Annotated in this window: 16 protein-coding genes and 3 rRNA genes; all 19 read left to right on the forward strand. The window is 66.7% G+C overall.

What is annotated here, in order from left to right; all coding sequences use genetic code 11:
* Nucleotides 1–14: 14 nt before the first annotated feature.
* The 19 genes from ACJJVL_RS05365 to ACJJVL_RS05455 all read left to right on the forward strand — a co-directional run bounded on the left by ACJJVL_RS05365 (nt 15) and on the right by ACJJVL_RS05455 (nt 24,085).
* Complete coding sequence (locus ACJJVL_RS05365) at nt 15–752, forward strand: amino acid ABC transporter ATP-binding protein (RefSeq protein ID WP_405217297.1); 738 nt, start codon at nt 15–17, stop codon at nt 750–752.
* A 46-nt stretch (nt 753–798) separates the two neighbouring features.
* The gene (locus ACJJVL_RS05370) at nt 799–1,731 is read left to right on the forward strand and encodes a transporter substrate-binding domain-containing protein (protein WP_405217298.1); all 933 of its coding nucleotides are present in this window, start codon (nt 799–801) and stop codon (nt 1,729–1,731) included.
* A 63-nt stretch (nt 1,732–1,794) separates the two neighbouring features.
* Nucleotides 1,795–2,442: an amino acid ABC transporter permease gene (locus tag ACJJVL_RS05375; RefSeq protein ID WP_405217300.1), complete on the forward strand. Its 648-nt coding sequence runs from the start codon at nt 1,795–1,797 to the stop codon at nt 2,440–2,442.
* Complete coding sequence (locus tag ACJJVL_RS05380) at nt 2,439–3,386, forward strand: amino acid ABC transporter permease (protein WP_405217301.1); 948 nt, start codon at nt 2,439–2,441, stop codon at nt 3,384–3,386. The genes ACJJVL_RS05375 and ACJJVL_RS05380 overlap by 4 nt, the downstream gene beginning before the upstream one ends.
* 28 nt (nt 3,387–3,414) lie before the next feature.
* Nucleotides 3,415–4,461: a phenylalanine--tRNA ligase subunit alpha gene (pheS, locus tag ACJJVL_RS05385; RefSeq protein WP_405217302.1), complete on the forward strand. Its 1,047-nt coding sequence runs from the start codon at nt 3,415–3,417 to the stop codon at nt 4,459–4,461.
* Nucleotides 4,461–6,947, forward strand: coding sequence for a phenylalanine--tRNA ligase subunit beta (gene pheT / locus ACJJVL_RS05390; protein ID WP_405217303.1), 2,487 nt, complete (start codon nt 4,461–4,463; stop codon nt 6,945–6,947). Before pheS ends, pheT begins: the two co-directional genes overlap by 1 nt.
* A 41-nt stretch (nt 6,948–6,988) precedes the next feature.
* Nucleotides 6,989–7,675 carry an SIMPL domain-containing protein gene (locus ACJJVL_RS05395; RefSeq protein ID WP_405217304.1) on the forward strand — a complete coding sequence of 229 codons (687 nt, stop codon included), beginning with the start codon at nt 6,989–6,991 and terminating at the stop codon, nt 7,673–7,675.
* 10 nt (nt 7,676–7,685) lie between these two features.
* A complete protein-coding gene (gene argC, locus ACJJVL_RS05400; RefSeq protein ID WP_405217305.1) occupies nt 7,686–8,732 on the forward strand; it encodes an N-acetyl-gamma-glutamyl-phosphate reductase in 1,047 nt (348 codons plus the stop codon).
* Nucleotides 8,729–9,892, forward strand: a complete 1,164-nt coding sequence (gene argJ / locus ACJJVL_RS05405; RefSeq protein WP_405217306.1) for a bifunctional glutamate N-acetyltransferase/amino-acid acetyltransferase ArgJ — start codon at nt 8,729–8,731, stop codon at nt 9,890–9,892. Before argC ends, argJ begins: the two co-directional genes overlap by 4 nt.
* Nucleotides 9,882–10,844 (forward strand): acetylglutamate kinase, encoded by a 963-nt coding sequence (gene argB, locus ACJJVL_RS05410; RefSeq protein ID WP_405217307.1) that lies wholly within the window; start codon nt 9,882–9,884, stop codon nt 10,842–10,844. The genes argJ and argB overlap by 11 nt, the downstream gene beginning before the upstream one ends.
* Complete coding sequence (argF, locus tag ACJJVL_RS05415; protein ID WP_405217309.1) at nt 10,841–11,770, forward strand: ornithine carbamoyltransferase; 930 nt, start codon at nt 10,841–10,843, stop codon at nt 11,768–11,770. The genes argB and argF overlap by 4 nt, the downstream gene beginning before the upstream one ends.
* Nucleotides 11,743–13,200, forward strand: a complete 1,458-nt coding sequence (argH, locus tag ACJJVL_RS05420) for an argininosuccinate lyase (RefSeq protein ID WP_405217311.1) — start codon at nt 11,743–11,745, stop codon at nt 13,198–13,200. Before argF ends, argH begins: the two co-directional genes overlap by 28 nt.
* Before the next feature lie 9 nt (nt 13,201–13,209).
* The gene (gene tyrS / locus ACJJVL_RS05425) at nt 13,210–14,532 is read left to right on the forward strand and encodes a tyrosine--tRNA ligase (RefSeq protein ID WP_405217312.1); all 1,323 of its coding nucleotides are present in this window, start codon (nt 13,210–13,212) and stop codon (nt 14,530–14,532) included.
* Nucleotides 14,533–15,227: 695 nt separating this feature from the next.
* A 16S ribosomal RNA gene (locus ACJJVL_RS05430) occupies nt 15,228–16,750 on the forward strand.
* A 400-nt stretch (nt 16,751–17,150) separates the two neighbouring features.
* A 23S ribosomal RNA gene (locus ACJJVL_RS05435) occupies nt 17,151–20,261 on the forward strand.
* 112 nt (nt 20,262–20,373) lie between these two features.
* A 5S ribosomal RNA gene (gene rrf, locus ACJJVL_RS05440) occupies nt 20,374–20,490 on the forward strand.
* Together the 16S, 23S and 5S rRNA genes form the textbook arrangement of a ribosomal RNA operon.
* A 944-nt stretch (nt 20,491–21,434) precedes the next feature.
* Nucleotides 21,435–22,520, forward strand: coding sequence for a hypothetical protein (locus ACJJVL_RS05445; protein ID WP_405217313.1), 1,086 nt, complete (start codon nt 21,435–21,437; stop codon nt 22,518–22,520).
* Nucleotides 22,520–23,542, forward strand: a complete 1,023-nt coding sequence (locus ACJJVL_RS05450; RefSeq protein ID WP_405217314.1) for an HAD-IIA family hydrolase — start codon at nt 22,520–22,522, stop codon at nt 23,540–23,542. The genes ACJJVL_RS05445 and ACJJVL_RS05450 overlap by 1 nt, the downstream gene beginning before the upstream one ends.
* A 201-nt stretch (nt 23,543–23,743) precedes the next feature.
* The gene (locus ACJJVL_RS05455; RefSeq protein WP_405217315.1) at nt 23,744–24,085 is read left to right on the forward strand and encodes a hypothetical protein; all 342 of its coding nucleotides are present in this window, start codon (nt 23,744–23,746) and stop codon (nt 24,083–24,085) included.
* Nucleotides 24,086–24,126 lie beyond the last annotated feature (41 nt).

The raw sequence follows: 24,126 nt of genomic DNA on the forward strand, positions 1-24,126 counted from the left end.
GCTTTGATGAGCGCATGCAGCCCCTCGTCGAGCTCGACCACGTCAACAAGCACTACGGCGAACTCCATGTCCTCAACGACATCGACGTGAGCATCCCGCAGGGGCAGGTCGTCGTCGTCATCGGTCCATCCGGATCGGGCAAGTCGACGTTCTGCCGCGCGATCAACCGACTCGAGACCATCGACTCCGGCGAGATCCGCATCGATGGCGTGCCGTTGCCCTCGGAGGGCCGTGCGCTCGCGCAGTTGCGCGCCGACGTCGGCATGGTCTTCCAGTCGTTCAATCTCTTCGCGCACAAGTCGATCCTCGAGAACGTGACGCTCGGCCCCATGAAGGTGCGCGGCAAGAAGCGCAAGGAGGCCGAGGAGCACGCGATGACGCTGCTCGACCGGGTCGGCATCGGCAACCAGGCGCACAAGATGCCCGCCCAGCTCTCCGGCGGCCAGCAGCAGCGGGTGGCGATCGCCCGCTCGCTCGCGATGGAGCCGAAGCTCATGCTCTTCGACGAGCCCACCAGCGCACTCGACCCCGAGATGATCAACGAGGTGCTCGACGTCATGGTCGAGCTGGCCCACGGCGGCATGACCATGGTCGTCGTCACCCACGAGATGGGCTTCGCCCGCAAGGCCGCCGAGCGCGTGCTGTTCATGGCTGACGGCAAGGTGATGGAGGACTCCACCCCCGAGTCGTTCTTCTCGAACCCGCAGACACCGCGCGCCAAGGACTTCCTCTCGAAGATCCTCACGCACTGACCATCTCTCACTCCACCATCAGCACGACTATCGAAGGAGAAGCACCATGCGCAGCAAGAGCAAGGTGACGCTCGGCGTCGCGGCGTTCGCGGTCCTCGCACTGACCGCGTGCGGCGGCCCCGCAGGCACGACATCGACCGAGCCCGCAGACGAGCCGGCCGACGACGGTGCCTCCAGCACCGAGCACCCCTACGGCCTCGAGGTCGTCGAGTCGCCCGAGTTCGAGGCGGGCACCTCGATGGCCGAGTTCGCCGAGGCGGGCTCGATCACGATCGGCACGAAGTTCGACCAGCCGCTGTTCGGCCTCGTCGGCCCGGATGGCAACCCCGTCGGCTTCGACGTCGCGGTGGGCTCGCTCATCGCAGCAGAGCTCGGCATCCCCTACGAGAACATCGAGTGGGTCGAGACCGTCTCCGCCAACCGCGAGACGTTCATCGAGAACGGCACCGTCGACATGGTCGTCGCGACCTACACGATCAACGACTCCCGCAAGGAGAAGGTCGACTTCGCCGGCCCGTACTACCTCGCCGGCCAGGCGCTGATGGTCCAGTCCGGCAACCCCGAGGGCATCATGGGCCCGGAGGATGTCGCCGGGCAGCCGGTCTGCTCGGTCGAGGGCTCCACGCCCGCAGCGACCATCGTCGACGAGTACGACGCGAACCTCGAGGCGACCGATCAGTACTCGAACTGCCTCGACCCGCTGCGCAACGGCCAGGTCGTCGCGCTGACGACCGACAACGTGATCCTCGCCGGCTTCGTCGACCAGAACCCGGGCGAGTTCGAGCTGGTCGCCGATGGTGAGACCTTCACCGACGAGCCCTACGGCATCGGCCTGGAGAAGGGCGACGACGAGCTCCGCACCTTCATCAACGACACGCTCGAGGCCTCGTACGAGGACGGCCGCATGGACTCCCTCTGGGAGCAGACGGCCGGTGTCGTGCTGCCCACGCCCGAGTTCCCCGCACCCGACCGCTACTGATCGAGCACCCGAACCGGATGCGGGAGGGCGACCTCCCGCATCCGGCCTCCGGATGAGGGACTGATGCAAGCAATCTTCGAGAACCTGCCGCTCTGGTGGCAGGGCATGGGCATGACGCTGCTGCTCACGGGCGTCGTGACACTCATCGGCCTGCCGATCGGCATCCTGCTGGCGGCCATGCGCGTATCGCCGGTCGCCGCCCTGCGCGTCGTCGCGTCGGTGTGGACCGAGGTGGCCAGGAACACGCCGCTGACGCTGGTGTTCTTCTTCACCGCCTTCGTGCTCCCGAAGCTCGGCTTCATCTTCGACTTCACGCTCGGCGCCATCCTCGCGCTCACCTACTACACGAGCGCCTTCTTCGCCGAGGCCGTGCGCTCCGGCATCAACTCCGTGCCGATCGGGCAGGCGGAGGCATCCCGCTCGGTCGGCCTCACCTTCGGCCAGACGATGGGGCTGGTCGTGCTGCCGCAGGCCTTCCGCAGCGTGCTGCCGCCCCTCATCAACGTCATCATCGCGCTGACCAAGAACACCTCCGTCGCGATGGGCTTCTTCGTCTTCGTGCTGACGTCGGTCGCCCAGCGGCTCTCGACCGAATACGGCAACCAGGCGCTCCAGATCTTCATCGGGATCGCCATCAGCTACCTGCTGATCACGGTGCCGCTGGGCCAGCTCGTCGACCATCTCGAGCGCAAGTGGAGCGTGCAGCGATGAGCGGTTCCGTCCTCTTCGACGCGCCCGGGCCCAACGCGATCCGGCGCTCCCGCGTCCTGTCGATCGTCTTCTCGATCGCCACCGTCGTGCTGCTCGGGCTCGCGGCCTACCAGCTCTGGCTCGGGGGAGCCTTCTACCAGGATCGCTGGGACATCTTCACGCAGCCAGAGGTGTGGTTCGCCGCGCGCGGTCTCATGGCGGGTCTCGGCACGACGCTGTCGATCGCCGGCATCGCGGCGGTCGGCGCGGTGATCCTCGGCGTCATCTTCTCGATCCTGCGCACGGCCGCATCCCGGTGGGTGCGCATCCCCACGACGATCGTGCTGGAGTTCTTCCGAGGCATGCCCGTGCTGCTGATGATGCTGTTCATCCTCATCGTCTTCGCGTCCGGTGCCTACTGGTCGGTCGTCTGGGCACTCATCGTCTACAACGGCGCGATCATCGGCGAGGCGCTGCGCGCCGGCATGAAGTCGCTGCCCAAGGGGCAGCGCGAGAGCGGGCTGGCGATCGGCCTGACACCGCTGCGCACGACGCTCGAGATCGAGCTGCCGCAAGCGCTGCGCATCATGCTGCCGATCATCCTCGCGCAGCTCATCGTGCTGCTGAAGGACACCTCGCTCGGCTACATCGTCGGCTCGCCCGAGATCCTGCGCATCGGCCGACAGCTGGTCGACTTCTACGACCGCGAGGGCGGTCCGTATGCGCTCTCGATGTTCTTCGTGCTGCTGGCCATCTACCTCGCGCTCAACCTCAGCCTCTCGGCCATCGTGCGCTGGCTGCACAAGCGCGTCTCCCGGCCGCGCAAGGGCGGGCCGAACCTCGACGGCACGAAGACCGAGGCGATCCCGGTCTCCACGCAGGCGATGCGTCAGCAGGCGGGCCGCGACCCGATGGCCGACACGACCCGCTACCCGGGCGCCGGCATGGACGGCGGAGGCGGCTGACCTGATCGGCCGCCGCTAGGATCGTCGGGTGCCACACCCTGACGAGAACGCCGACCTCGGCGCACGCGTCGACGCCGCGGTCGCCGCGGCGCTCGCCGCTATCGACGCCGCCACGACGACCCACCAGCTGCAGGCCGCGAAGGCCGCGCACAACGGGCAGGGGAGCGAGCTCGCTGCCCTGAACGGCGGGCTGCGCGACGTTCCGCCCGCGGACCGCAAGGCAGCAGGACAGCTGATCGGCGCCGGCCGCGGCCGGGTCGCCGAGGCGATCGCCTCGCGCCAGCGCGAGCTCGCCGAGGCCGAGGAGCGCGCGCAGCTGGAGGCGGAGCGCGTCGACGTGACCGCGCTGCCGCGCATCCGCACGGCCGGCGGCAGGCATCCGCTCACCATGCTCGTCGACGAGATGAGCGACGTGTTCGTCGGCATGGGCTGGGAGGTCGCGGAGGGCCCGGAGCTCGAGCACGAGTGGTACAACTTCGACGCGCTCAACGTCGCCCCCGACCACCCCGCGCGCGGGGAGTCCGACACCTTCTACGTCGCGCCAGCCGACCGGCACATGGTGCTGCGCACGCAGACCAGCCCCGTGCAGATGCGCTCGATGCTCACGCGCGAGCTGCCCATCTACATCGTCGCCCCCGGTCGCGTGTACCGCACCGACGACATCGACGCCACGCACCTGCCGGTCTTCACGCAGCTCGAGGGTCTCGCCGTCGACGTCGGGCTCACGATGGCGAACCTGCGCGGCACGCTCGAGCACCTGGCGCGCATCATGTTCGGCGACGAGGCGAAGATCCGCCTGCGCCCCAACTACTTCCCCTTCACCGAGCCGAGCGCCGAGATGGACGTGTGGCACCCCGGCATGCGCGGTGGACCGCGCTGGGTCGAGTGGGGCGGCTGCGGCATGGTGAACCCCAATGTGCTGCGCGCCGCAGGCATCGACCCGGAGGTCTACTCGGGCTTCGCGTTCGGCATGGGCATCGAGCGCACCCTGCAGTTCCGCTACCAGCTCGACGACATGCGGGACATGATCGAGGGCGATGTGCGCTTCACGGAGCAGTTCGGGATGGTGATCTGATGCGGATTCCGCTGTCATGGCTCGCGGAGCACGTCGAGCTGCCCAAGGAGGGCGCCGCCGAGTGGCTGCACGCGCAGCTCGTGCGCGTCGGCTTCGAGGAGGAGACGGTGCACGGCGGCGAGCTGCGCGGCCCGATCGTCATCGGCCGGGTGCTCGAGTTCACGGAGGAGCCGCAGAAGAACGGCAAGACCATCCGCTACGCCCAGGTCGACGTCGGCGAGGCGAACGGCGGCGTGCGCGGCATCGTGTGCGGCGCCCTCAACTTCGTCGTCGGCGACCGCGTCGTCGTGACGCTGCCCGGCTCCGCCCTGCCCGGCGGCTTCGAGATCGCCGCGCGCAAGACCTACGGCCACGTCTCCGACGGCATGATCGCCTCGGAGCGCGAGCTCGGCCTGGGTGAGGACCACGACGGCATCATGCGGCTCGATGAGCTCGGCATCGGCGGCGAGGTCGGGTCGGATGCGCTGGCCGCGCTGGGCCTGGACGACCAGGCGGTCGAGATCAACGTCACGCCCGACCGCGGCTACGCGCTCTCGATCCGCGGCGTCGCCCGCGAGCTGGCCTCCTCCATCGGCGCACCCTTCACCGATCCGGCAGAGACCGCACGAGCCGCCGTCGACGTCGGCAACCCCTCGGGCTTCCCGCTCGCGATCCAGGACGATGCGCCGATCCGCGGCCGCGTCGGCTGCACCCGCTTCATCGCGCGCATCGTGCGCGGCATCGACCAGTCGCGTCAGAGCCCGGCCTGGATGGTCTCGCGCCTGCGCCTGGCGGGCATGCGCCAGGTCTCGATCGGCGTCGACATCACGAACTACGTGATGCTCGAGCTCGGCCAGCCGACGCACGCCTACGACCTCGACAAGCTGCAGGGCGGCGTCATCGTGCGCCGCGCGCACCCCGGCGAGCGCCTCACGACGCTCGACGATGTCGACCGCGCGCTGCACGTCGAGGATCTGCTCATCACCGATGCCCGCGGTGCCATCGGCATCGCGGGCGTCATGGGCGGTGCCGAGACCGAGATGGATGCGACGACGACCGACGTGCTCATTGAGGCGGCGACCTTCGACGCGGTGTCGGTCGGCCGTGCATCGCGCAGGCATCGGCTGATCTCCGAGGCATCCAAGCGCTTCGAGCGTGGCGTCGACCCCGCCATCGCGGATGCCGCTGCCGCGCGCGTCGCTCAGCTGCTGGTCGAACTGGCCGGCGGCACCATCGACACCGAGCTCGGCGCCGAGGTCGGCGGGGTGCCGGCGATGCAGCCCATCACGATCCCTGTGGGCTTCTGGAGCGCGCTCACGGGCGCCGACTACACGACCGACGAGGCGCGCGCGGCGCTCGTCTCCATCGGCGCCGTCATCGACGAGGCGCCGGATGCCTGGTCGGTGACGCCGCCCACCTGGCGGCCCGACATCGTCGACCGGGAGAGCCTGGTGGAGGAGGTCGCCCGCATTGTCGGGTTCGACCGCATCCCCTCGGTGCTGCCGGTCGCGCCGCCCGGCCGCGGCCTCACGCGCGCCCAGCGACTCCGTCGCAGCGTCGCCAACGGGCTGGCCGCCGCCGGCCTCACCGAGGTGCTGGTCGCTCCCTTCGTCAGCGAGGCGCAGGCGCGCATGACGGGCGAGGCGCCACTGCGGCTCGAGAACCCGCTGGACGGCGAGCGAGGGTGGCTGCGCACCGCGCTCGTGCCGGCGATGCTCGACACCGCGCACCGCAACCTCGGGCGAGGGCTGACCGACCTGGCGCTGTTCGAGCTCGGCCGCGTCTTCCACGCCGTTGACGGCCAGGGCACGGATGCGCTGCCGACCGCCGAGGCCAGACCCGCCGACGACGTGCTCGAGAGCCTCGACCGGCTGCCGGAGCAGCCCGATCACGCGGGCGTGCTGCTCGTCGGCGAGCGCGTCGGCAAGCAGCCCGGCCGTGCTGTCGAGCGCTACGGCGTCGCCGACGCGATCGAGGTCGCGGAGCGCGTCGCGCGCATGCTCGGACTGGAGCTCGACGTGCGGCAGGCCCAGCGCGACTGGCTGCACCCGGGTCGCGCCGCAGAGCTGCTGGTCGGCGGTGCCGTGGTCGGGGTCGCGGGCGAGCTGCTGCCTGCGATCGCCGCGGACGCCGACCTGCCCCGCGTCGTCGCGGTCGCCGAGCTCGACCTGAGCGCGCTCATCGGGCTCGCTCGCGTTACCGTCGAGACCAGAGCGATCGCACCGGTGCCAGCGGCGACGCAGGATCTCTCCGTCGTCGTGCCGATCGATGTGCCGGCTGCCGACGTGCGGCGCGCCGTGCAGAGCGGCGCGGGCGCGCTCCTGGAGCGCATCGCGCTCGTCGACGACTACCGCGGGGCCGGCCTCGAGCACGGCGAGAAGTCGCTCACATTCGCGCTGCGGTTCCGTGCGCTCGATCGCACCCTCACGGCTGCGGAAGCCTCGGAGGCGAAGCTCGCCGGGCTCGCCGTCGCGACCGAGCGGTTCGGCGCCAGGCTGCGCGAGTAGGTGACGGGACCCCGCCAGCCGGCGAGGGTAGCATCCGAGCCATGGTCGAGATCACGGTGCGGGGCGAGGCGGTCGAGCGCGCGAGCGCGGAGCGGGCGAGCGTCACGGTGCAGTCGCGCTGGAGCGCCCCGAGCGCCGAAGCGGCGATGCTGGCGGTGACGGAGGCGCACGATCGGCTGGTCGCCGATGCCAAGGAGCATCGGGCGGCGGGCGCAGCGGAGTCGTGGCACGCCGATCGGCTCTGGATCACCCACAGTCAGGAGTGGGTGGGCGAGCGCCAGCCGCGCCGATCCGTCTACACCGCTGCCGCGTCGGTGACGGTGCGATTCATCGACTTCGAGGCGCTCGGCGGTTGGATCGGCCGGGTCGGGATGCATCAGACGCACGAGGTGGGCGGCATCCAGTGGTCGCTCTCGGAGCAGACGGAACGTGCGCGAGCCAAGGCCGCCCGAACCAGGGCGATCGCCGATGCGGTCGAGCGCGCCGCTGACTACGCGGCGGCCGCGGGGCTGGGCGCGCCGGTGGTCGACGGCATCCATGAGCCCGGTACGGCACCGCCGGCGCCGCTGGCGCGCGGGGCGCGGATGGAGGCGATGGCATTCGCCGGCGCCGCCGACTCCGGCCCCGCCATCGCGTTCGAGGCTGGGGAGATCGAGGTGCACGCCGAGGTGGAGGTTCGATTCATCGCCGAGCAGCTGCGGCACATCCAGGGATCGACGGCGCAGTAGCCTGGAGAGCATGAGCCTCTCCGTCGCCGTCGCAGGCGCGAGCGGATACGCAGGTGGTGAGCTGCTGCGGCTGCTCGCGCAGCACCCCGAGCTGGAGGTGCGCACGGTCACCGCGCACTCGAACGCCGGGCAGCCCCTCGTCTCCGTGCACCCGAACCTGCGCTCCCTCGCTTCCCTGACCTTTCAGGAGACCACGCCGGAGCTCCTCGCGGGCCACGACGTCGTCTTCCTGGCACTGCCCCACGGACACTCCGGTGCGCTCGCGGCCAGCCTGCCGGAGTCGACGCTGGTCGTCGATGCGGGTGCCGACCACCGACTGGAGAGCGCCGATGCGTGGCAGGCCTTCTACGGCTCCGAGCACTCGGGCACCTGGCCGTACGGCATGCCGGAGCTGATCCTCGCCGATGGCGGACGTCAGCGTCGCGAGCTGCGCGCCGCGCGCCGCATCGCCGTGCCAGGCTGCAACGCGACGGCCGTGACGCTGGCCCTCGCGCCCGGTGTCGCAGCCGGCATCATCGACACGGGCCAGATCACCTCGGTGCTGGCGGTCGGATCATCCGGCGCGGGCCGCGCCGCCAAGACCCATCTGCTCGCGGGCGAGCTGATGGGCTCCGCGACGCCCTACGGGGTCGGCGGCACGCACCGCCACCTGCCGGAGATCGCCCAGAACCTGCGGGCCGCGGGCGGCGGCGACATCCGTCTCTCCTTCACGCCCGTGCTCGTGCCGATGGCGCGCGGGATCCTCGCGACCGTGACGGCGCCACTGATCGGCGACGCCACGGCCGAGCAGGTGCGCTCCGCGTGGCTCACCGCCTACGGCGACGAGACGTTCATCCACGTGACCGATGCGGGCCACTACCCGCGCACCGCGGATGTCGTCGGCTCGAACTCGGTGCACCTCGGCATCGGACTGGATGAGGCCGCGGGCCGAGTGGTCGTGATCGCCGCGATCGACAACCTCGGCAAGGGCACGGCCGGTGCCGCCATCCAGTCGGCGAACATCGCGCTCGGCTTCGAGGAGGATCTCGGCCTCTCGATCGACGGGGTCGCGCCGTGAGCGTGACCGCAGCCTCCGGCTTCCGCGCCGCGGGCGTCGCAGCCGGGCTCAAGTCCACCGGAGCGCTCGACGTCGCGCTCATCGTCAACGATGGGCCGCTCTCGGCGGCCGCTGGCGTCTTCACGGTGAACCGAGCGAAGGCGAACCCGGTGCTGTGGAGCGAGCAGGCGCTGCAGACCGGCAGCGCCCGCGCAGTGATCCTCAACTCCGGAGGCGCCAACTGCTTCACCGGTGCCTTCGGTTTCCAGACCACCCACCAGACCGCCGAGCGCGTTGCCGAGCACCTGCAGATCGGCGCCATCGACGTGCAGGTCTGCTCGACCGGACTCATCGGCACCGGCGATGAGACGTTCCGCCAGGGCGTCTTGGCAGGTGTCGACGCGGCCGCGGCGGCGCTCGTCGCGAGCGACGCGGCGGGGCTGCGCGCGGCGCAGGCGATCATGACCACCGACTCGGTTGCCAAGCAGGCGGTGGCGACCGGCACCGGATTCAGGGTCGGCGGCATGGCGAAGGGCGCGGGCATGCTCGCGCCGGGGCTGGCGACGATGCTCGTCGTCATCACCACCGACGCCGTCGCCGAATCCGAGGTGCTCGATCGGGCGCTGCGGGCGGCCACGCGCGTCACCTTCGACCGGCTCGACTCCGACGGCTGCATGTCCACGAACGACACCGTGCTGCTCCTGGCCTCCGGCGCTTCCGGCGCCAGCGCCGACGAGGCCGAGCTCACGGCTGCCGTCACCGCCGTGTGCGATGACCTCGCCGAGCAGCTGCAGCTCGACGCGGAGGGGGCGAGCCACGACATCACGATCGAGGTGCGCTCCGCCGCAACCGAGGACGACGCCGTCACGGTCGCCCGCTCGGTCGCGCGCTCGAACCTGTTCAAGGCGGCGATCTTCGGCAATGACCCCAACTGGGGGCGCGTACTGGCCGCGATCGGCACGACGGATGCAGTCTTCGACCCCTACGCGGTCGACGTCACCTTCAACGGCGTGCGCCTGTGCCACGCCGGCACGCCGGATCGGCCCCGCGACGAGGTGGACCTGACACCGCGCGCGACCCACATCGGCATCGATCTCTTCGCCGGCGACGCGACCGCGAGCATCCGCACCAATGACCTCACCCACGACTACGTGCACGAGAACTCGGCTTATGCGAGCTAGATCCGGCGACGTCGCCCACAAGGCCGAGACGCTCATCGAGTCGCTGCCGTGGCTCGAGCGGTTCCGCGGGGCCACGATGGTCGTGAAGTACGGCGGCAACGCGATGATCAGCGAGGAGCTGCAGCGCGCCTTCGCCGAGGACATGGTGTACCTCCGTCACGTGGGGATCTCGCCCGTCGTGGTGCACGGCGGCGGCCCGCAGATCAGCGAGGCGCTGCGCATCCACGGCATCGAGAGCGAGTTCCGCGGCGGCTATCGCGTGACCAGCCGTGCGGCCATGGACGTCGTGCGGATGGTGCTCACCGGCCAGGTCGCTCGCACGCTCGTCTCGCTCATCAACCGGCACGGGCCGCTCGCGGCCACGCTCTCGGGCGAGGACGCGGGGCTCTTCACGGGGCGCCGCCGCGGCACCGTCGTGGATGGCGAGGACGTCGACCTCGGCCAGGTCGGCGACGTCGTGGCCGTCGACCCGACGCCCGTGCAGCGGCTGCTGGACGCTGGCCTCATCCCCGTGGTCTCGTCGATCGCGCCCGACGGCGATGCACCGGGGGAGTCGCTGAACGTGAACGCCGACGCCGCTGCGGCGGCGCTCGCGGCCGCGCTGGGTGCGCAGAAGCTCGTCATCCTCACCGATGTCGAAGGCCTCTACCGCGACTGGCCCGACCGCGGCTCGCTCATCAGCGAGATCACCGACGCCGAGCTCGAGGCGCTGCTTCCGAGCCTGGAATCGGGCATGATCCCGAAGATGCAGGCGTGCCTCACGGCCGTGCGCGCGGGCGTGCCGAAGGCGGCCATCATCGATGGCCGGGCACCCCACTCGATCCTCGCCGAGATCTTCACGACCGCGGGCTCCGGCACCGAAGTGGTCCAGGCCTCCGCCACGGGACCCGACACCGCATCGGCCAGCACGGCACCTGCCCAGACCCCGATCTCCGACAAGGAGCACGCATGACGCGCCACTTCCTCCGCGACGACGACCTGAGCCCCGCCGAGCAGCGGGAGGTGCTCGCCCGCGCAGTGCGCATGAAGCGGGATCGCTGGGCCGAGCGCCCGCTCGAGGGCCCGAAGACGGTCGCGGTCATCTTCGACAAGTCGTCGACCCGCACCCGCGTCTCGTTCCACGTGGGCATCTCCGACATGGGTGGTTCGCCACTGATCATCTCCACCGCCTCGAGCCAGCTGGGCGGCAAGGAGACCGCCGCCGACACCGCTCGCGTGCTCGAGCGGCAGGTCGCGGCGATCGTCTGGCGCACCTATGCGCAGGCCGGCCTCGAGGAGATGGCGGCGACCACCACGGTGCCGGTCGTCAATGCGCTCTCCGACGACTTCCACCCCTGCCAGCTGCTCGCAGACCTGCTGACGATGCAGGAGCACAAGGGCCGACTCGCCGGACTCAGGGTCGCCTTCATCGGCGACGGCCGGTCGAACATGGGCCAGTCCTACCTGCTCGCCTGCGCGACGGCCGGCATGCACGTGCGCCTCGCGTCGCCCCCCGAGCACGTGCCTGAGCCGGCCGTCGTGGCCGATGCGCAACGCATCGCCGCAGAGACAGGCGGCAGCGCCGAGGTCGTGCTGCACGCATCCGAGGCCGTCGCCGACGCCGACGTGGTCGTCACCGACACCTGGGTGTCGATGGGCAAGGAGGAGGAGAAGGCAGAGCGCGTCGCCACCTTCGGCGACTTCAAGGTCGATCAGGCGCTGATGGATCAGGCCAAGCCCGACGCGGTCTTCATGCACTGCCTGCCGGCGGATCGCGGCTTCGAGGTGGCGGCCGACGTCATCGATGGCCCGCAGTCGATCATCTGGGACGAGGCGGAGAACCGCCTGCACGCGCAGAAGGCGCTGCTGGCATGGCTCCTCGAGCAGGCAGACGCGTGAGCGGCAACGAGGGTCGGCAGCCCCAGCAGGGCCACGGCACCAATGAAGGCTCGCTCTGGGGCGGTCGGTTCGCGTCGGGCCCGAGCCCCGAGATGGCCAGGCTGTCGAAGTCGACGCAGTTCGACTGGCGGCTGGCGCAGCTCGACATCCGCGGCTCGAAGGCGCACGCCACCGCCCTGCACGCAGCGGGCCTGCTCGACGACGAGCAGCTGGCAGCCATGCGCGCAGCGCTCGATGAGCTGAGCGAACGGGTGCGATCCGGCGCGTTCGTCGCGGCCGAGTCGGACGAGGACGTGCACGGCGCACTCGAGCGCGGACTCATCGAGATCGCCGGGTCCGATCTCGGTGGCCGGCTGCGCGCCGGCCGTTCGCGCAACGACCAGATCGCCGCGCTCGTGCGGGTGTGGATGCTGGAGGAGACCGAGGAGGTCGCCCGCGGCATCCGTGCGGTCATCGAGGCGCTGCGGATGCAGGCCGATGCGCACCCGAACGCGCCGATGCCCGGGCGCACGCACCTGCAGCACGCGCAGCCGGTGCTGCTCTCGCACCACCTGCTCGCGCACGCGTGGCCGCTGCTGCGCGACCTCGAGCGACTCGCCGACTGGCGGGTGCGCGCGGGGGAGTCGCCCTATGGAGCCGGTGCGCTCGCCGGTTCGACGCTCGGCCTCGACCCGGCGCTGGTCGCCCGCGAGCTGGGCCTGGCCTCGCCCAGCCCCAACTCGATCGACGCCACCGCCGCGCGCGACGTGGTGGCCGAGCTGACCTTCGTGCTCACGATGACGGCCATCGACCTGTCGCGGCTGGCCGAGGAGGTCATCTTCTGGTCGACGCGTGACGTCGGCTTCGTCAGGCTGCACGACGGCTTCTCCACCGGCTCGTCGATCATGCCGCAGAAGAAGAACCCCGACATCGCCGAGCTCGCGCGCGGCAAGGCCGGGCGCCTGATCGGCGACCACGCCGGGCTCCTGGCAACGCTCAAGGCGCTGCCGCTCGCCTACAACCGCGACCTGCAGGAGGACAAGGAGCCCGTCTTCGACGCGGTCGACCAGCTGCAGGTGCTGCTGCCGGCCTTCGCCGGCATGGTGGCGACGCTCGCGTTCGATGAGGCCCGGATGCGCGAGGGCGCGGCCGCCGGGTACGCGCTCGCCACCGACGTCGCCGAGTGGCTCGTGCGCCGGCGGGTCCCGTTCCGCGACGCGCACGAGATCTCCGGTGAGCTCGTGCGCCTGTGCGAGCGACGCGGCATCGAGCTCGACGAGGCCAGCGACGAGGAGTACCGATCGATCTCCCCGCACCTGACGCCCGAAGTGCGAGAGGTGCTCACGGTCGACGGCGCGATCGCCTCCCGCTCCGGGATCGGCGGCACCGCGGCCGCAGCGGTCGCAGCGCAACGCCGTGCGCTGGACGAGCGGCTCGGGCGCCTCGGGTAGATTCGTCGAGTGATCGAACCCGCCCGCATCCAGCTCGACCCCGCATTCGACAATGTTTGGGATGAGCTGCAGTATCGCGGCAGCGTGCACGTCTCGACTGACCCCGAGGCGCTCGCCGCAGCACTCGGCGGCGAGCCGATGACCTTCTACTGCGGCTTCGACCCGAGCGCTCCGAGCCTGCACCTGGGCAATCTCGCGCAGCTCATCATCATGCGGCGCCTGCAGCTCGCGGGCCACCGGCCGCTCGCGCTCGTGGGGGGCTCGACCGGACTGATCGGCGACCCGAAGCCGACGAGCGAACGACAGCTGAACGAGCGGGACACCGTCGCCGAATGGGTCACCTACTTGGGGAAGCAGACGATGCGCTTCCTCTCCGCCGAGGGCGACAACGCCGTGCGGCTCGTGAACAACCTCGATTGGACGGCGCCGATGTCGACCGTCGACTTCCTCCGAGAGATCGGCAAGCACTTCCGCGTCGGCACGATGCTGAAGAAGGACGCCGTCGCTTCGCGCATGGAGTCCGACGAGGGCATCTCCTACGCGGAGTTCAGCTACCAGGTGCTGCAGGGCCTCGACTTCCGAGAGCTCTACCTGCGGTACGGCTGCACGTTGCAGCTCGGCGGCAGCGACCAGTGGGGCAACCTCACCGCCGGCACCGAGCTGATCCGGAAGGCCGAGGGTGCCCATGCGCACGCGTTCGGCTCGCCACTCATCACCGACGCGGACGGGAAGAAGTTCGGCAAGAGCGAGGGCAATGCCGTCTGGCTCGACCCGCACTTGACCACGCCGTACGCGATGTACCAATTCTGGCTCAACCAGGACGACGCGATCGTGGTGCAGCTGCTGAAGTCCTTCACGTTCCTGCCGTCGACCCGCATCGAGGAGCTGGCGCGGGTGACGGCGGATGCGCCGTTCCGCCGGGAGGCGCAGCGCGAGCTCGCGGTGCAGGCGACGTCCTTCATCCACGGTCCGGAGGCGACACAGCAGGCAATCGATGCCTCGCAGGCGCTGTTCGGATCCGGGGATCTCGCGGCTCTCGATGAGGCGACCCTCCGTGCTGCGGTGGGCTCGCTCGACAAGCAGGCGGTGGCGACACCGGATGCTCCCGTGCTGCAGCTGCTGCTCGAGACGGGGCTGGTCGACACACTCTCCGACGGCCGGCGGGCGATCGCGCAAGGTGGGGTGAGCGTGAACAACGAGCGCATCGACGACGCGGCAGCCACGCTCGATGGACGGCTGCTGCACGGAAGGTTCGCCATCCTGCGCCGCGGGAAGAAGACACTCGCCGGTGTCGACACCGCGGTCGAAGCAGCAGACACAGCGGGGGCCTGATGGCCCCCGCTGCCGTTTTCCGCGGAATCACGGCAAGACACGCCCGGGATGCAGCTGCTTTGCGCACCCGCACCTGACTGCATGTAATGTTTCTACCTGTCACCCCAAAGACGCAGAGCCGAAAGGCCAGCGGATCAAGAGGGACCACCTCCTCGCCGCAAGGCACCGCGCAGTTTGCGTGTTGGGCCGAACAGCGAGTATGGTGACAATCCACTTCAATGGTGAAAGTGCGGAGCGCACGACGGCGGCAACAGCAGCCGGCAGCGCGACATGCCGACTTGACAGTCGCCCCGGATCGCGTAACCTAGACAGGTTGCCACCACCCGGGACAGACCGAGAGTCAGCAGAAGCCGACTTGACAGTCACTCCGGATCGTGTAACCTAGACAGGTTGCCACGAGCCGAAACTGAAAGTCCGGTGGGAGTCAAGCTCCGCACGGCGTGTCGAATTGACACTCGCTAGGAAGTGGTTACGATAGAGAAGTTGCCTCGGCGCTGACCCGGAAGGGAAAGCACGAGAGCGTCCGATCCTTGAGAACTCAACAGCGTGCACAATGTCAAATGCCAAATTATTAACTCGTCCTGTCTTCGGACAGAACGATTCCTTTGGATAAGACAGATTGTCAGTAGACAGTCTATTTTGTCAGCATCAAACTCGCTGCCATCCGGTTTTCCCCGGTTGGTACGCAAATTTTCTTTACGGAGAGTTTGATCCTGGCTCAGGACGAACGCTGGCGGCGTGCTTAACACATGCAAGTCGAACGATGAAGGAGGAGCTTGCTCCTCCGGATTAGTGGCGAACGGGTGAGTAACACGTGAGCAATGTGCCCTTGACTCTGGAATAAGCGCTGGAAACGGCGTCTAATACCGGATACGACCCTCGGAGGCATCTCCAGGGGGTGGAAAGAATTTCGGTCAAGGATCAGCTCACGGCCTATCAGTTAGTTGGTGAGGTAATGGCTCACCAAGACGACGACGGGTAGCCGGCCTGAGAGGGTGACCGGCCACACTGGGACTGAGACACGGCCCAGACTCCTACGGGAGGCAGCAGTGGGGAATATTGCACAATGGGCGCAAGCCTGATGCAGCAACGCCGCGTGAGGGACGACGGCCTTCGGGTTGTAAACCTCTTTTAGCAGGGAAGAAGCGAAAGTGACGGTACCTGCAGAAAAAGCACCGGCTAACTACGTGCCAGCAGCCGCGGTAATACGTAGGGTGCAAGCGTTGTCCGGAATTATTGGGCGTAAAGAGCTCGTAGGCGGTTTGTCACGTCTGCTGTGAAATCCCGAGGCTCAACCTCGGGCTTGCAGTGGGTACGGGCAGACTAGAGTGCGGTAGGGGAGATTGGAATTCCTGGTGTAGCGGTGGAATGCGCAGATATCAGGAGGAACACCGATGGCGAAGGCAGATCTCTGGGCCGTAACTGACGCTGAGGAGCGAAAGCATGGGGAGCAAACAGGCTTAGATACCCTGGTAGTCCATGCCGTAAACGTTGGGAACTAGATGTGGGGACCATTCCACGGTCTCCGTGTCGTAGCTAACGCATTAAGTTCCCCGCCTGGGGAGTACGGCCGCAAGGCTAAAACTCAAAGGAATTGACGGGGGCCCGCACAAGCGGCGGAGCATGCGGATTAATTCGATGCAACGCGAAGAACCTTACCAAGGCTTGACATATACGAGAACGCACTGGAGACAGTGAACTCTTTGGACACTCGTATACAGGTGGTGCATGGTTGTCGTCAGCTCGTGTCGTGAGATGTTGGGTTAAGTCCCGCAACGAGCGCAACCCTCGTCCTATGTTGCCAGCACGTAATGGTGGGAACTCATGGGATACTGCCGGGGTCAACTCGGAGGAAGGTGGGGATGAGGTCAAATCATCATGCCCCTTATGTCTTGGGCTTCACGCATGCTACAATGGCCAGTACAATGGGCTGCGATACCGTAAGGTGGAGCGAATCCCAAAAAGCTGGTCTCAGTTCGGATTGAGGTCTGCAACTCGACCTCATGAAGTCGGAGTCGCTAGTAATCGTAGATCAGCAACGCTACGGTGAATACGTTCCCGGGCCTTGTACACACCGCCCGTCAAGTCATGAAAGTCGGTAACACCCGAAGCCGGTGGCCTAACCTTTTGGAGGGAGCCGTCGAAGGTGGGATCGGTAATTAGGACTAAGTCGTAACAAGGTAGCCGTACCGGAAGGTGCGGCTGGATCACCTCCTTTCTAAGGAGCATCTCGCCGGCTTGCCGGCGCAGAGCCACTTCGGTCGCATACGTCGACCGGTGGTCAGCTCATGGGTGGAACATTGACATTGGCACTCGATTGATCGAGTCCAGCTCAGTACAGCTGCTTAGGCAGCTCGGAACCGCAGGGCTCAGGAGATCGGGTGCATGCACGCTGTTGGGTCCTGAGGGACCGGACGGCGCCTTTGGCGTCGGAAGAACCCTCGGACCGGCCGGCAGAAGCGCATTGCGCTGAAGTCGTCGGTACCGACCGTAAGTTGAGAACTACACAGTGGACGCGAGCATCTTAGATTCGAGCTTCGGCTCGGATCACAAGATCTAATAATTAGATCATTGGTCAGCAGCCTTCGGGCTGCCGATTAACCAATACTCATGTATGTGGTCAAGTTTCTAAGAGCAAACGGTGGATGCCTTGGCATCTGGAGCCGATGAAGGACGTAGTAATCTGCGATAATCCTCGGGGAGCTGATAAACGAGCTTTGATCCGAGGGTCTCCGAATGGGGAAACCCCGCTGGGCAGCGTGCTGACCCAGTGACTCCCGCCTGAATATATAGGGCGGGTAGAGGGAACGTGGGGAAGTGAAACATCTCAGTACCCACAGGAAGAGAAAACAACAGTGATTCCGTAAGTAGTGGCGAGCGAACGCGGAAGAGGCTAAACCGATCGTGTGTGATAGCCGGCAGGCGTTGCACGATCGGGGTTGTGGGACATCTCAGTTGATCTGCCGATCAGCAAACGTTACAGACCGCGGTAGGCGAAGGACTTGGAAAGGTCCATCACAGAGGGTGACAATCCCGTAGCCGAAACCGCGCAATGGCGTGAGGTTTATCCCAAGTAGCACGGGGCCCGAGAAATCCCGTGTGAATCAGCCAGGACCACCTGGTAAGCCTAAATACTCCCAGATGACCGATAGCGGACAAGTACCGTGAGGGAAAGGTGAAAAGTACCCCGGGAGGGGAGTGAAATAGTACCTGAAACCGTTTGCTTACAAACCGTTGGAGCAGCCTTAGTAGCTGTGACAGCGTGCCTTTTGAAGAATGAGCCTGCGAGTTAGTGATATGTGGCGAGGTTAACCCGTGTGGGGTAGCCGTAGCGAAAGCGAGTCTGAATAGGGCGATTCAGTCGCATGTCCTAGACCCGAAGCGAAGTGATCTATCCATGGCCAGGTTGAAGCGAGGGTAAGACCTCGTGGAGGACCGAACCCACTTAGGTTGAAAACTGAGGGGATGAGCTGTGGATAGGGGTGAAAGGCCAATCAAACTTCGTGATAGCTGGTTCTCTCCGAAATGCATTTAGGTGCAGCGTTGCGTGTTTCTTGCCGGAGGTAGAGCTACTGGATGGCCGATGGGCCCCAAAAGGTTACTGACGTCAGCCAAACTCCGAATGCCGGTAAGTGAGAGCGCAGCAGTGAGACGGTGGGGGATAAGCTTCATCGTCGAGAGGGAAACAACCCAGACCACCGACTAAGGTCCCCAAGCGCGTGCTAAGTGGAAAAGGATGTGAAGTTGCTTAGACAACCAGGAGGTTGGCTTAGAAGCAGCCACCCTTGAAAGAGTGCGTAATAGCTCACTGGTCAAGTGATTTTGCGCCGACAATGTAACGGGGCTCAAGCACGCCACCGAAGTCGTGGAATTCGTACAACAGCTCGGCAGCTTGTCTGTCCAGGCGTACGGATTGGTAGGAGAGCGTCGTGTGGCGAGTGAAGCGGCGGAGTAATCCAGCCGTGGACGCCACACGAGTGAGAATGCAGGCATGAGTAGCGAAAGACTGGCGAGAAACCAGTCCTCCGAAAGACCAAGGTTTCCAGGGTCAAGCTAATCTTCCCTGGGTAAGCCGGGACCTAAGGCGAGGCCGACAGGCGTAGTCGATGGACATCAGGTTGATAATCCTGAGCTGACGAAAAACCGCCCAAGCTAAACCAGTAATGCTAAGAGTCTGAATCCTTGGACCGATCCCTTCGGGGTGACGTCCTTGGCCTAGCACTCGACCCTATGCTGGGGCGGCTAGCGTATTAACAGGTGTGACGCAGGAAGGTAGCAGAACCGGGCCGATGGTTGAGTCCGGGTAAGCCGTAGGGCGTGGGATAGGCAAATCCGTTCCACATTAAGCCTGAGAGCTTTGCCGAACCCTAGAGGGAAGTCTGTGATCCTATGCTGCCAAGAAAAGCATCGACGCGAGGTTTTAGTCACCCGTACCCCAAACCAACTCAGGTGGTCAGGTAGAGAATACTAAGGAGATCGAGAGAATCGTGGTTAAGGAACTCGGCAAAATGCCCCCGTAACTTCGGGAGAAGGGGGGCCTGAGGCGTGACGGCACTAGCTGCCCGAGCGTTTGAAGGCCGCAGAGACCAGTGGGAAGCGACTGTTTACTAAAAACACAGGTCCGTGCGAAGACGCAAGTCGATGTATACGGACTGACGCCTGCCCGGTGCTGGAAGGTTAAGAGGAAGGGTTAGCGCAAGCGAAGCTCAGAATTTAAGCCCCAGTAAACGGCGGTGGTAACTATAACCATCCTAAGGTAGCGAAATTCCTTGTCGGGTAAGTTCCGACCTGCACGAATGGCGTAACGACTTCCCAGCTGTCTCAACCGCGAACTCGGCGAAATTGCACTACGAGTAAAGATGCTCGTTACGCGCAGCAGGACGGAAAGACCCCGTGACCTTTACTACAGCTTGGTATTGGTGTTCGGTGTGGCTTGTGTAGGATAGGTGGGAGACTGTGAAGCTCGGACGCTAGTTCGGGTGGAGTCATTGTTGAAATACCACTCTGGTCACTCTGGATATCTAACTTCGAACCGTAATCCGGTTCAGGGACAGTGCCTGGTGGGTAGTTTAACTGGGGCGGTTGCCTCCCAAAAAGTAACGGAGGCGCCCAAAGGTTCCCTCAACCTGGTTGGCAATCAGGTGTCGAGTGTAAGTGCACAAGGGAGCTTGACTGTGACAGTGACAACTGGAGCAGGGACGAAAGTCGGGACTAGTGATCCGGCAGTGGCTTGTGGAAGCGCTGTCGCTCAACGGATAAAAGGTACCTCGGGGATAACAGGCTGATCTTGCCCAAGAGTCCATATCGACGGCATGGTTTGGCACCTCGATGTCGGCTCGTCGCATCCTGGGGCTGGAGTAGGTCCCAAGGGTTGGGCTGTTCGCCCATTAAAGCGGCACGCGAGCTGGGTTTAGAACGTCGTGAGACAGTTCGGTCCCTATCCGCTGCGCGCGTTGGAAGTTTGAGAGGATCTGACCCTAGTACGAGAGGACCGGGTTGGACGAACCTCTGGTGTGTCAGTTGTTCCGCCAGGAGCACCGCTGATTAGCTACGTTCGGGATGGATAACCGCTGAAAGCATCTAAGCGGGAAGCCGGCCTCAAGATGAGACTTCCATGCCTTCGGGCGAGAGGCTCCCAGCTAGACTACTGGGTTGATAGGCCGGATGTGGAAGTGGGGACTACAGACCCATGAAGCTGACCGGTACTAATAAGCCGATGACTTGATAACATATATATGAGCTTGCTGCTCGCGTCCACTTTGTGGTTCTCGATGTACGGTCGAGAACCGCAGCCCTTCGCTTGATTGCGAAGTGCTGTGCAGATCGAAACATCAATAGTGTTTCGGCGGCCATAGCGAGAGGGAAACGCCCGGTCACATTCCGAACCCGGAAGCTAAGGCTCTCAGCGCCGATGGTACTGCAGGGGGGACCCTGTGGGAGAGTAGGACACCGCCGGACTTCTTTTGGAAAGGGGCCCCAGATTCGTCTGGGGCCCCTTTTTCATTTGTCCCACCCAATGAGAGCATGGAGCCATGAACGACGAGGCAGACCGCAACTCCGGTCGGGACCACGACCGCAACCGCAGCTCCGGCGGAGTGGGTCGCCCCCCGCGGGATGGGGATCGTCGTTTTGGCGATCGCAAGCCGCCGCGTGACTCCGACCGTCGGCCCCCTCGTGATGGCGACCGTCGCTTCGGTGACCGCGACTCCCGACCGCAGCGTGATGGCGACCGCCGGCCAGCCGGCGAGAGCGAGCGCAAGCTCCGCCCCGGCGACCGTGGCTACCGTCCGGATGGTGCGCGTCCCTCGAGCGATGCCGAACGTCGTCCTCCGCGCGACGGCGACCGCTCGTTCCGCGACCGGAAGCCGCAGCGCGACGGTGAGCGTCGGTTCGGCGATCGGGATCAGCGTCCTCAGCGGGACGGCGATCGCAGGTTCGGCGATCGCGATCAGCGTCCACAGCGAGATGGCGACCGCAGGTTCGGCGACCGCAAGCCGCCGCGCGATGGTGAGCGTCGTTTCGGCGACCGCGATCAGCGTCCGCAGCGTGACGGAGACCGTAGGTTCGGCGACCGCAAGCCGCAGCGCGATGGTGAGCGTCGCTCCGCCGATCGCGATCAGCGTCCGCAGAGTGACGGTGAGCGTCGTTTCGGCGGCCGCGATCAGCGTCCGCAGCGCGATGGGGACCGCACGTCCAGCGATCGCAAGCCGCCGCGCGATGGCGACCGCCGCTCGAACGACCGCGACCGTCGTCCGCAGCGGGACGGACAGGACTTCGGCCGCGGCGACCAGCGTCGCCGTGATGACCAGCGCGCCCGCAACCAGGGTCCGCAGCGGGACGCAGCGCGTCCGGGGCGTGACTTCGAGCACAGAGGCGACGGCTCGGGCGAGAGCTTCAAGCAAGTGCGGGACGACGAGTTCATCGCGCCCGACCTGCCGGACGACATCCAGGCTGAGGATCTCGACATCGGCGCCCGCGCGCAGCTGAAGACCCTCACGAAGGACAACGCCGACTATGTCGCGAAGCACATGGCGCGCGCCTCGGAGCTGATCGACGAGAACCCCGAGCTGGCGCATCAGCACGCGCTGGCCGCGGCTCGTCGTGCCGGTCGCATCGGCGTGGTGCGCGAGACCCTCGCGATCACCGCCTACCAGTTGGGCGACTTCACGTTGGCGCTGCGCGAACTGCGCACCTATCGGCGCATCACGGGACGCGATGACCAGCTGCCACTCATGGCCGACTGCGAGCGGGGCCTTGGGCGCCCAGAGAAGGCACTCGAGCTGGCGCGATCCGTGGACGCCTCCACCCTGGAGGCCGCGGTGCGCGTCGAGCTCGCGATCGTGAAGTCCGGAGCGCGCCTCGATCTCGATCAGAAGGATGCCGCGCTCGAAGAGCTGCGCATCCCGGAGCTGCGGCGCGACAAGGCGTTCGAGTACAGCCCGGCGCTCTTCGCGAGCTTTGCCGGCGTGCTGGAGGAGCTGGGGCGCGATGCTGAGGCGGCCGAGTGGTTCGCGCTCGCTGACCGCGCCATCGACGCGCTGGAGGCCTCGATGGCTCCTGGTGAGCTCGAGTCGATGGGCATCGTCACCGAGCGGTTGGAGACGGATGACGCCGACGAGGATGAGGGCGTCGAGTTCGACGGCTCGCTCGAGGGAGACGACGTCGACGAGGCCGACGCGCTCATCCGGGCGAATGATGTGCCGGAGGACGAGGCCGACGCGCTCATCCGGGCGAATGATGTGCCGGAGGTTGAGGCCGACACGGTGGCTGCTGCTTCGGCGACCGATCCGCTGGTCGAGTCGACGGACACGCCGGATGCCGCCGAGCCCGCGACCGCCGACACCGCTGCCGAGGCGGCCGCGCCGGACGCAGCAGCGTTCGACCAGGGCGATGCGCTGTTCGGCGACGCGCTGTTCGGCGATGAGCTGATCGCGGCCGACACCGCGGGGGAGGCCGACCCCGCGGAGCGCGACGGCGACGAGCGCTGATGGCGCTGTTCCGCAGGTCGCCGCAGCACGAGCCGACGCCGATCGACGGCGTCGACTGCCTCTACCTCGACCTGGACGGCGTCGTCTACAAGGGGCCGGACGCGATCCCGCATGCCGTGGACAGCATCCGCGGGGCCGGCGTGCGCTCGGTGTACCTGACCAACAACGCCTCCCGCACCGACGCCGACGTCGCCGCCCACCTCTCGTCCTTCGGCCTCGAGGTGTCTCCGGACGACGTGGTGACCAGCCCGCAGGCCGCGATGCGACTGCTGGCGGCACATCTGGAGCCCGGTGACCCGGTGCTCGTGGTCGGTGGTGCGGGCGTCGTCGTCGAGGTCGAGGCGCGCGGCTGGCGGGTCGTGCGCACCGCCGCCGAGCGGCCGAAGGCGGTGGTGCAGGGCTTCCACCCCTCGGTGGGGTGGCAGGAGCTCGCGGAGGCGTCGTTCGCGCTGCACACGGGGATCCCCTGGGTCGCAACCAACGGCGACTGGACGATTCCGGTCGCCGGAGGGATCGCACCCGGCAACGGCACCCTGGTGTCGGCAGTGCACACCGCCGTCGGACGCCTGGCGGAGTTCGCGGGCAAGCCCGAGCGCCACATGTACGACGTCGCGACCGAGCGCTATGGCGCCGCCGCGCCCATGATGGTGGGCGATCGGCTCGACACCGACATCCTGGGCGCGCGCCGTGCGGGCATCGGCTCGATCATGGTGCTCACGGGCGTCGACCGCGGGGCGCACCTCATCGGCGCCGACGAATCGATGCGTCCCGATCATGTGATCGAGGATCTGCGCGGTCTCACCGAGCCCATCGCGCCGGTGCGAGAGACGCTGGAGCGGTCAACGGGCGACACCTACTTCGAGGTAGGGAAGGCGGCGGTGCGCCGCAGCGGCATCGACATCACGCTCGTGCGAGCCGGCGTGCGCCCGGTCGACACGATTCGTGCCGCCTGCGCTGCCGTGTGGAGCGCGGATCGCCCCGTGCTGGGGCTGCGCATCGCCGACGAGCTGCTCGCGCTCTGAGACGTCAGCTGCGTCGCCAGCGTTTCCCAGCTGCCGGAAACCGAGGTCTTGATGCACCTCTCGCGCGTCGGTACTGTGCGGCTACGCCCGGACCGATCGGCGGGGCGTTCGCAAGGTCTCTGCAGCGGGTCGGGAGATGAGATCGGGCCGAGGCCTCGATGGACTCGAAATCCAAAGGATCTCGAGCGAGAGCAGGTTCCGATGCCGTTCGTCTGGAACAAAGAGGTCACCTCCTACGAGGTCGATGTGTTCGCCTCCAGCACCCTGAACTACGACCGCAGCATCCGGCTGGCGCTGGATGGTGGAGATACGGTCTCTGTGAAGTTCCCCGGGTCGCCGCCCGGGGACTTCGTGTCGATCGGCAGCAGCTTCCACCAGGTCGAGCTCGCATCCCACAAGTTCGATGAGGTGTACCACCTGCTGCAGACAGAGAAGCCCGTCTACTTCACGGCCTACGAGACCGGTTCGCCCGCGATTCGCTTTGTGGGCTTCAGCACCTCCACCGAATCCGTGGGGGAGGGCTTCGTCGACAGCGACGCGTGAGCCCGCACCCCGCCCCGTGCTCCTGCCGGCTCGTGACCAGC

The sequence above is a fragment of the Agrococcus sp. Ld7 genome, from assembly GCF_045064095.1.
Taxonomy (GTDB): domain Bacteria; phylum Actinomycetota; class Actinomycetes; order Actinomycetales; family Microbacteriaceae; genus Agrococcus.

Excerpts from the sequence above, each read along its gene's own strand:
- ACJJVL_RS05375 (WP_405217300.1), top strand. The coding sequence starts at position 1,795 with ATGCAAGCAATCTTCGAGAACCTGCCGCTCTGGTGGCAGGGCATGGGC.
- ACJJVL_RS05380 (WP_405217301.1), top strand. The coding sequence starts at position 2,439 with ATGAGCGGTTCCGTCCTCTTCGACGCGCCCGGGCCCAACGCGATCCGG.
- ACJJVL_RS05395 (WP_405217304.1), top strand. The coding sequence starts at position 6,989 with ATGGTCGAGATCACGGTGCGGGGCGAGGCGGTCGAGCGCGCGAGCGCG.
- argC (WP_405217305.1), top strand. The coding sequence starts at position 7,686 with ATGAGCCTCTCCGTCGCCGTCGCAGGCGCGAGCGGATACGCAGGTGGT.
- ACJJVL_RS05455 (WP_405217315.1), top strand. The coding sequence starts at position 23,744 with ATGCCGTTCGTCTGGAACAAAGAGGTCACCTCCTACGAGGTCGATGTG.
- argF (WP_405217309.1), top strand. The coding sequence starts at position 10,841 with ATGACGCGCCACTTCCTCCGCGACGACGACCTGAGCCCCGCCGAGCAG.
- argB (WP_405217307.1), top strand. The coding sequence starts at position 9,882 with ATGCGAGCTAGATCCGGCGACGTCGCCCACAAGGCCGAGACGCTCATC.
- ACJJVL_RS05450 (WP_405217314.1), top strand. The coding sequence starts at position 22,520 with ATGGCGCTGTTCCGCAGGTCGCCGCAGCACGAGCCGACGCCGATCGAC.
- pheT (WP_405217303.1), top strand. The coding sequence starts at position 4,461 with ATGCGGATTCCGCTGTCATGGCTCGCGGAGCACGTCGAGCTGCCCAAG.
- ACJJVL_RS05370 (WP_405217298.1), top strand. The coding sequence starts at position 799 with ATGCGCAGCAAGAGCAAGGTGACGCTCGGCGTCGCGGCGTTCGCGGTC.
- argH (WP_405217311.1), top strand. The coding sequence starts at position 11,743 with ATGGCTCCTCGAGCAGGCAGACGCGTGAGCGGCAACGAGGGTCGGCAG.
- ACJJVL_RS05365 (WP_405217297.1), top strand. The coding sequence starts at position 15 with ATGCAGCCCCTCGTCGAGCTCGACCACGTCAACAAGCACTACGGCGAA.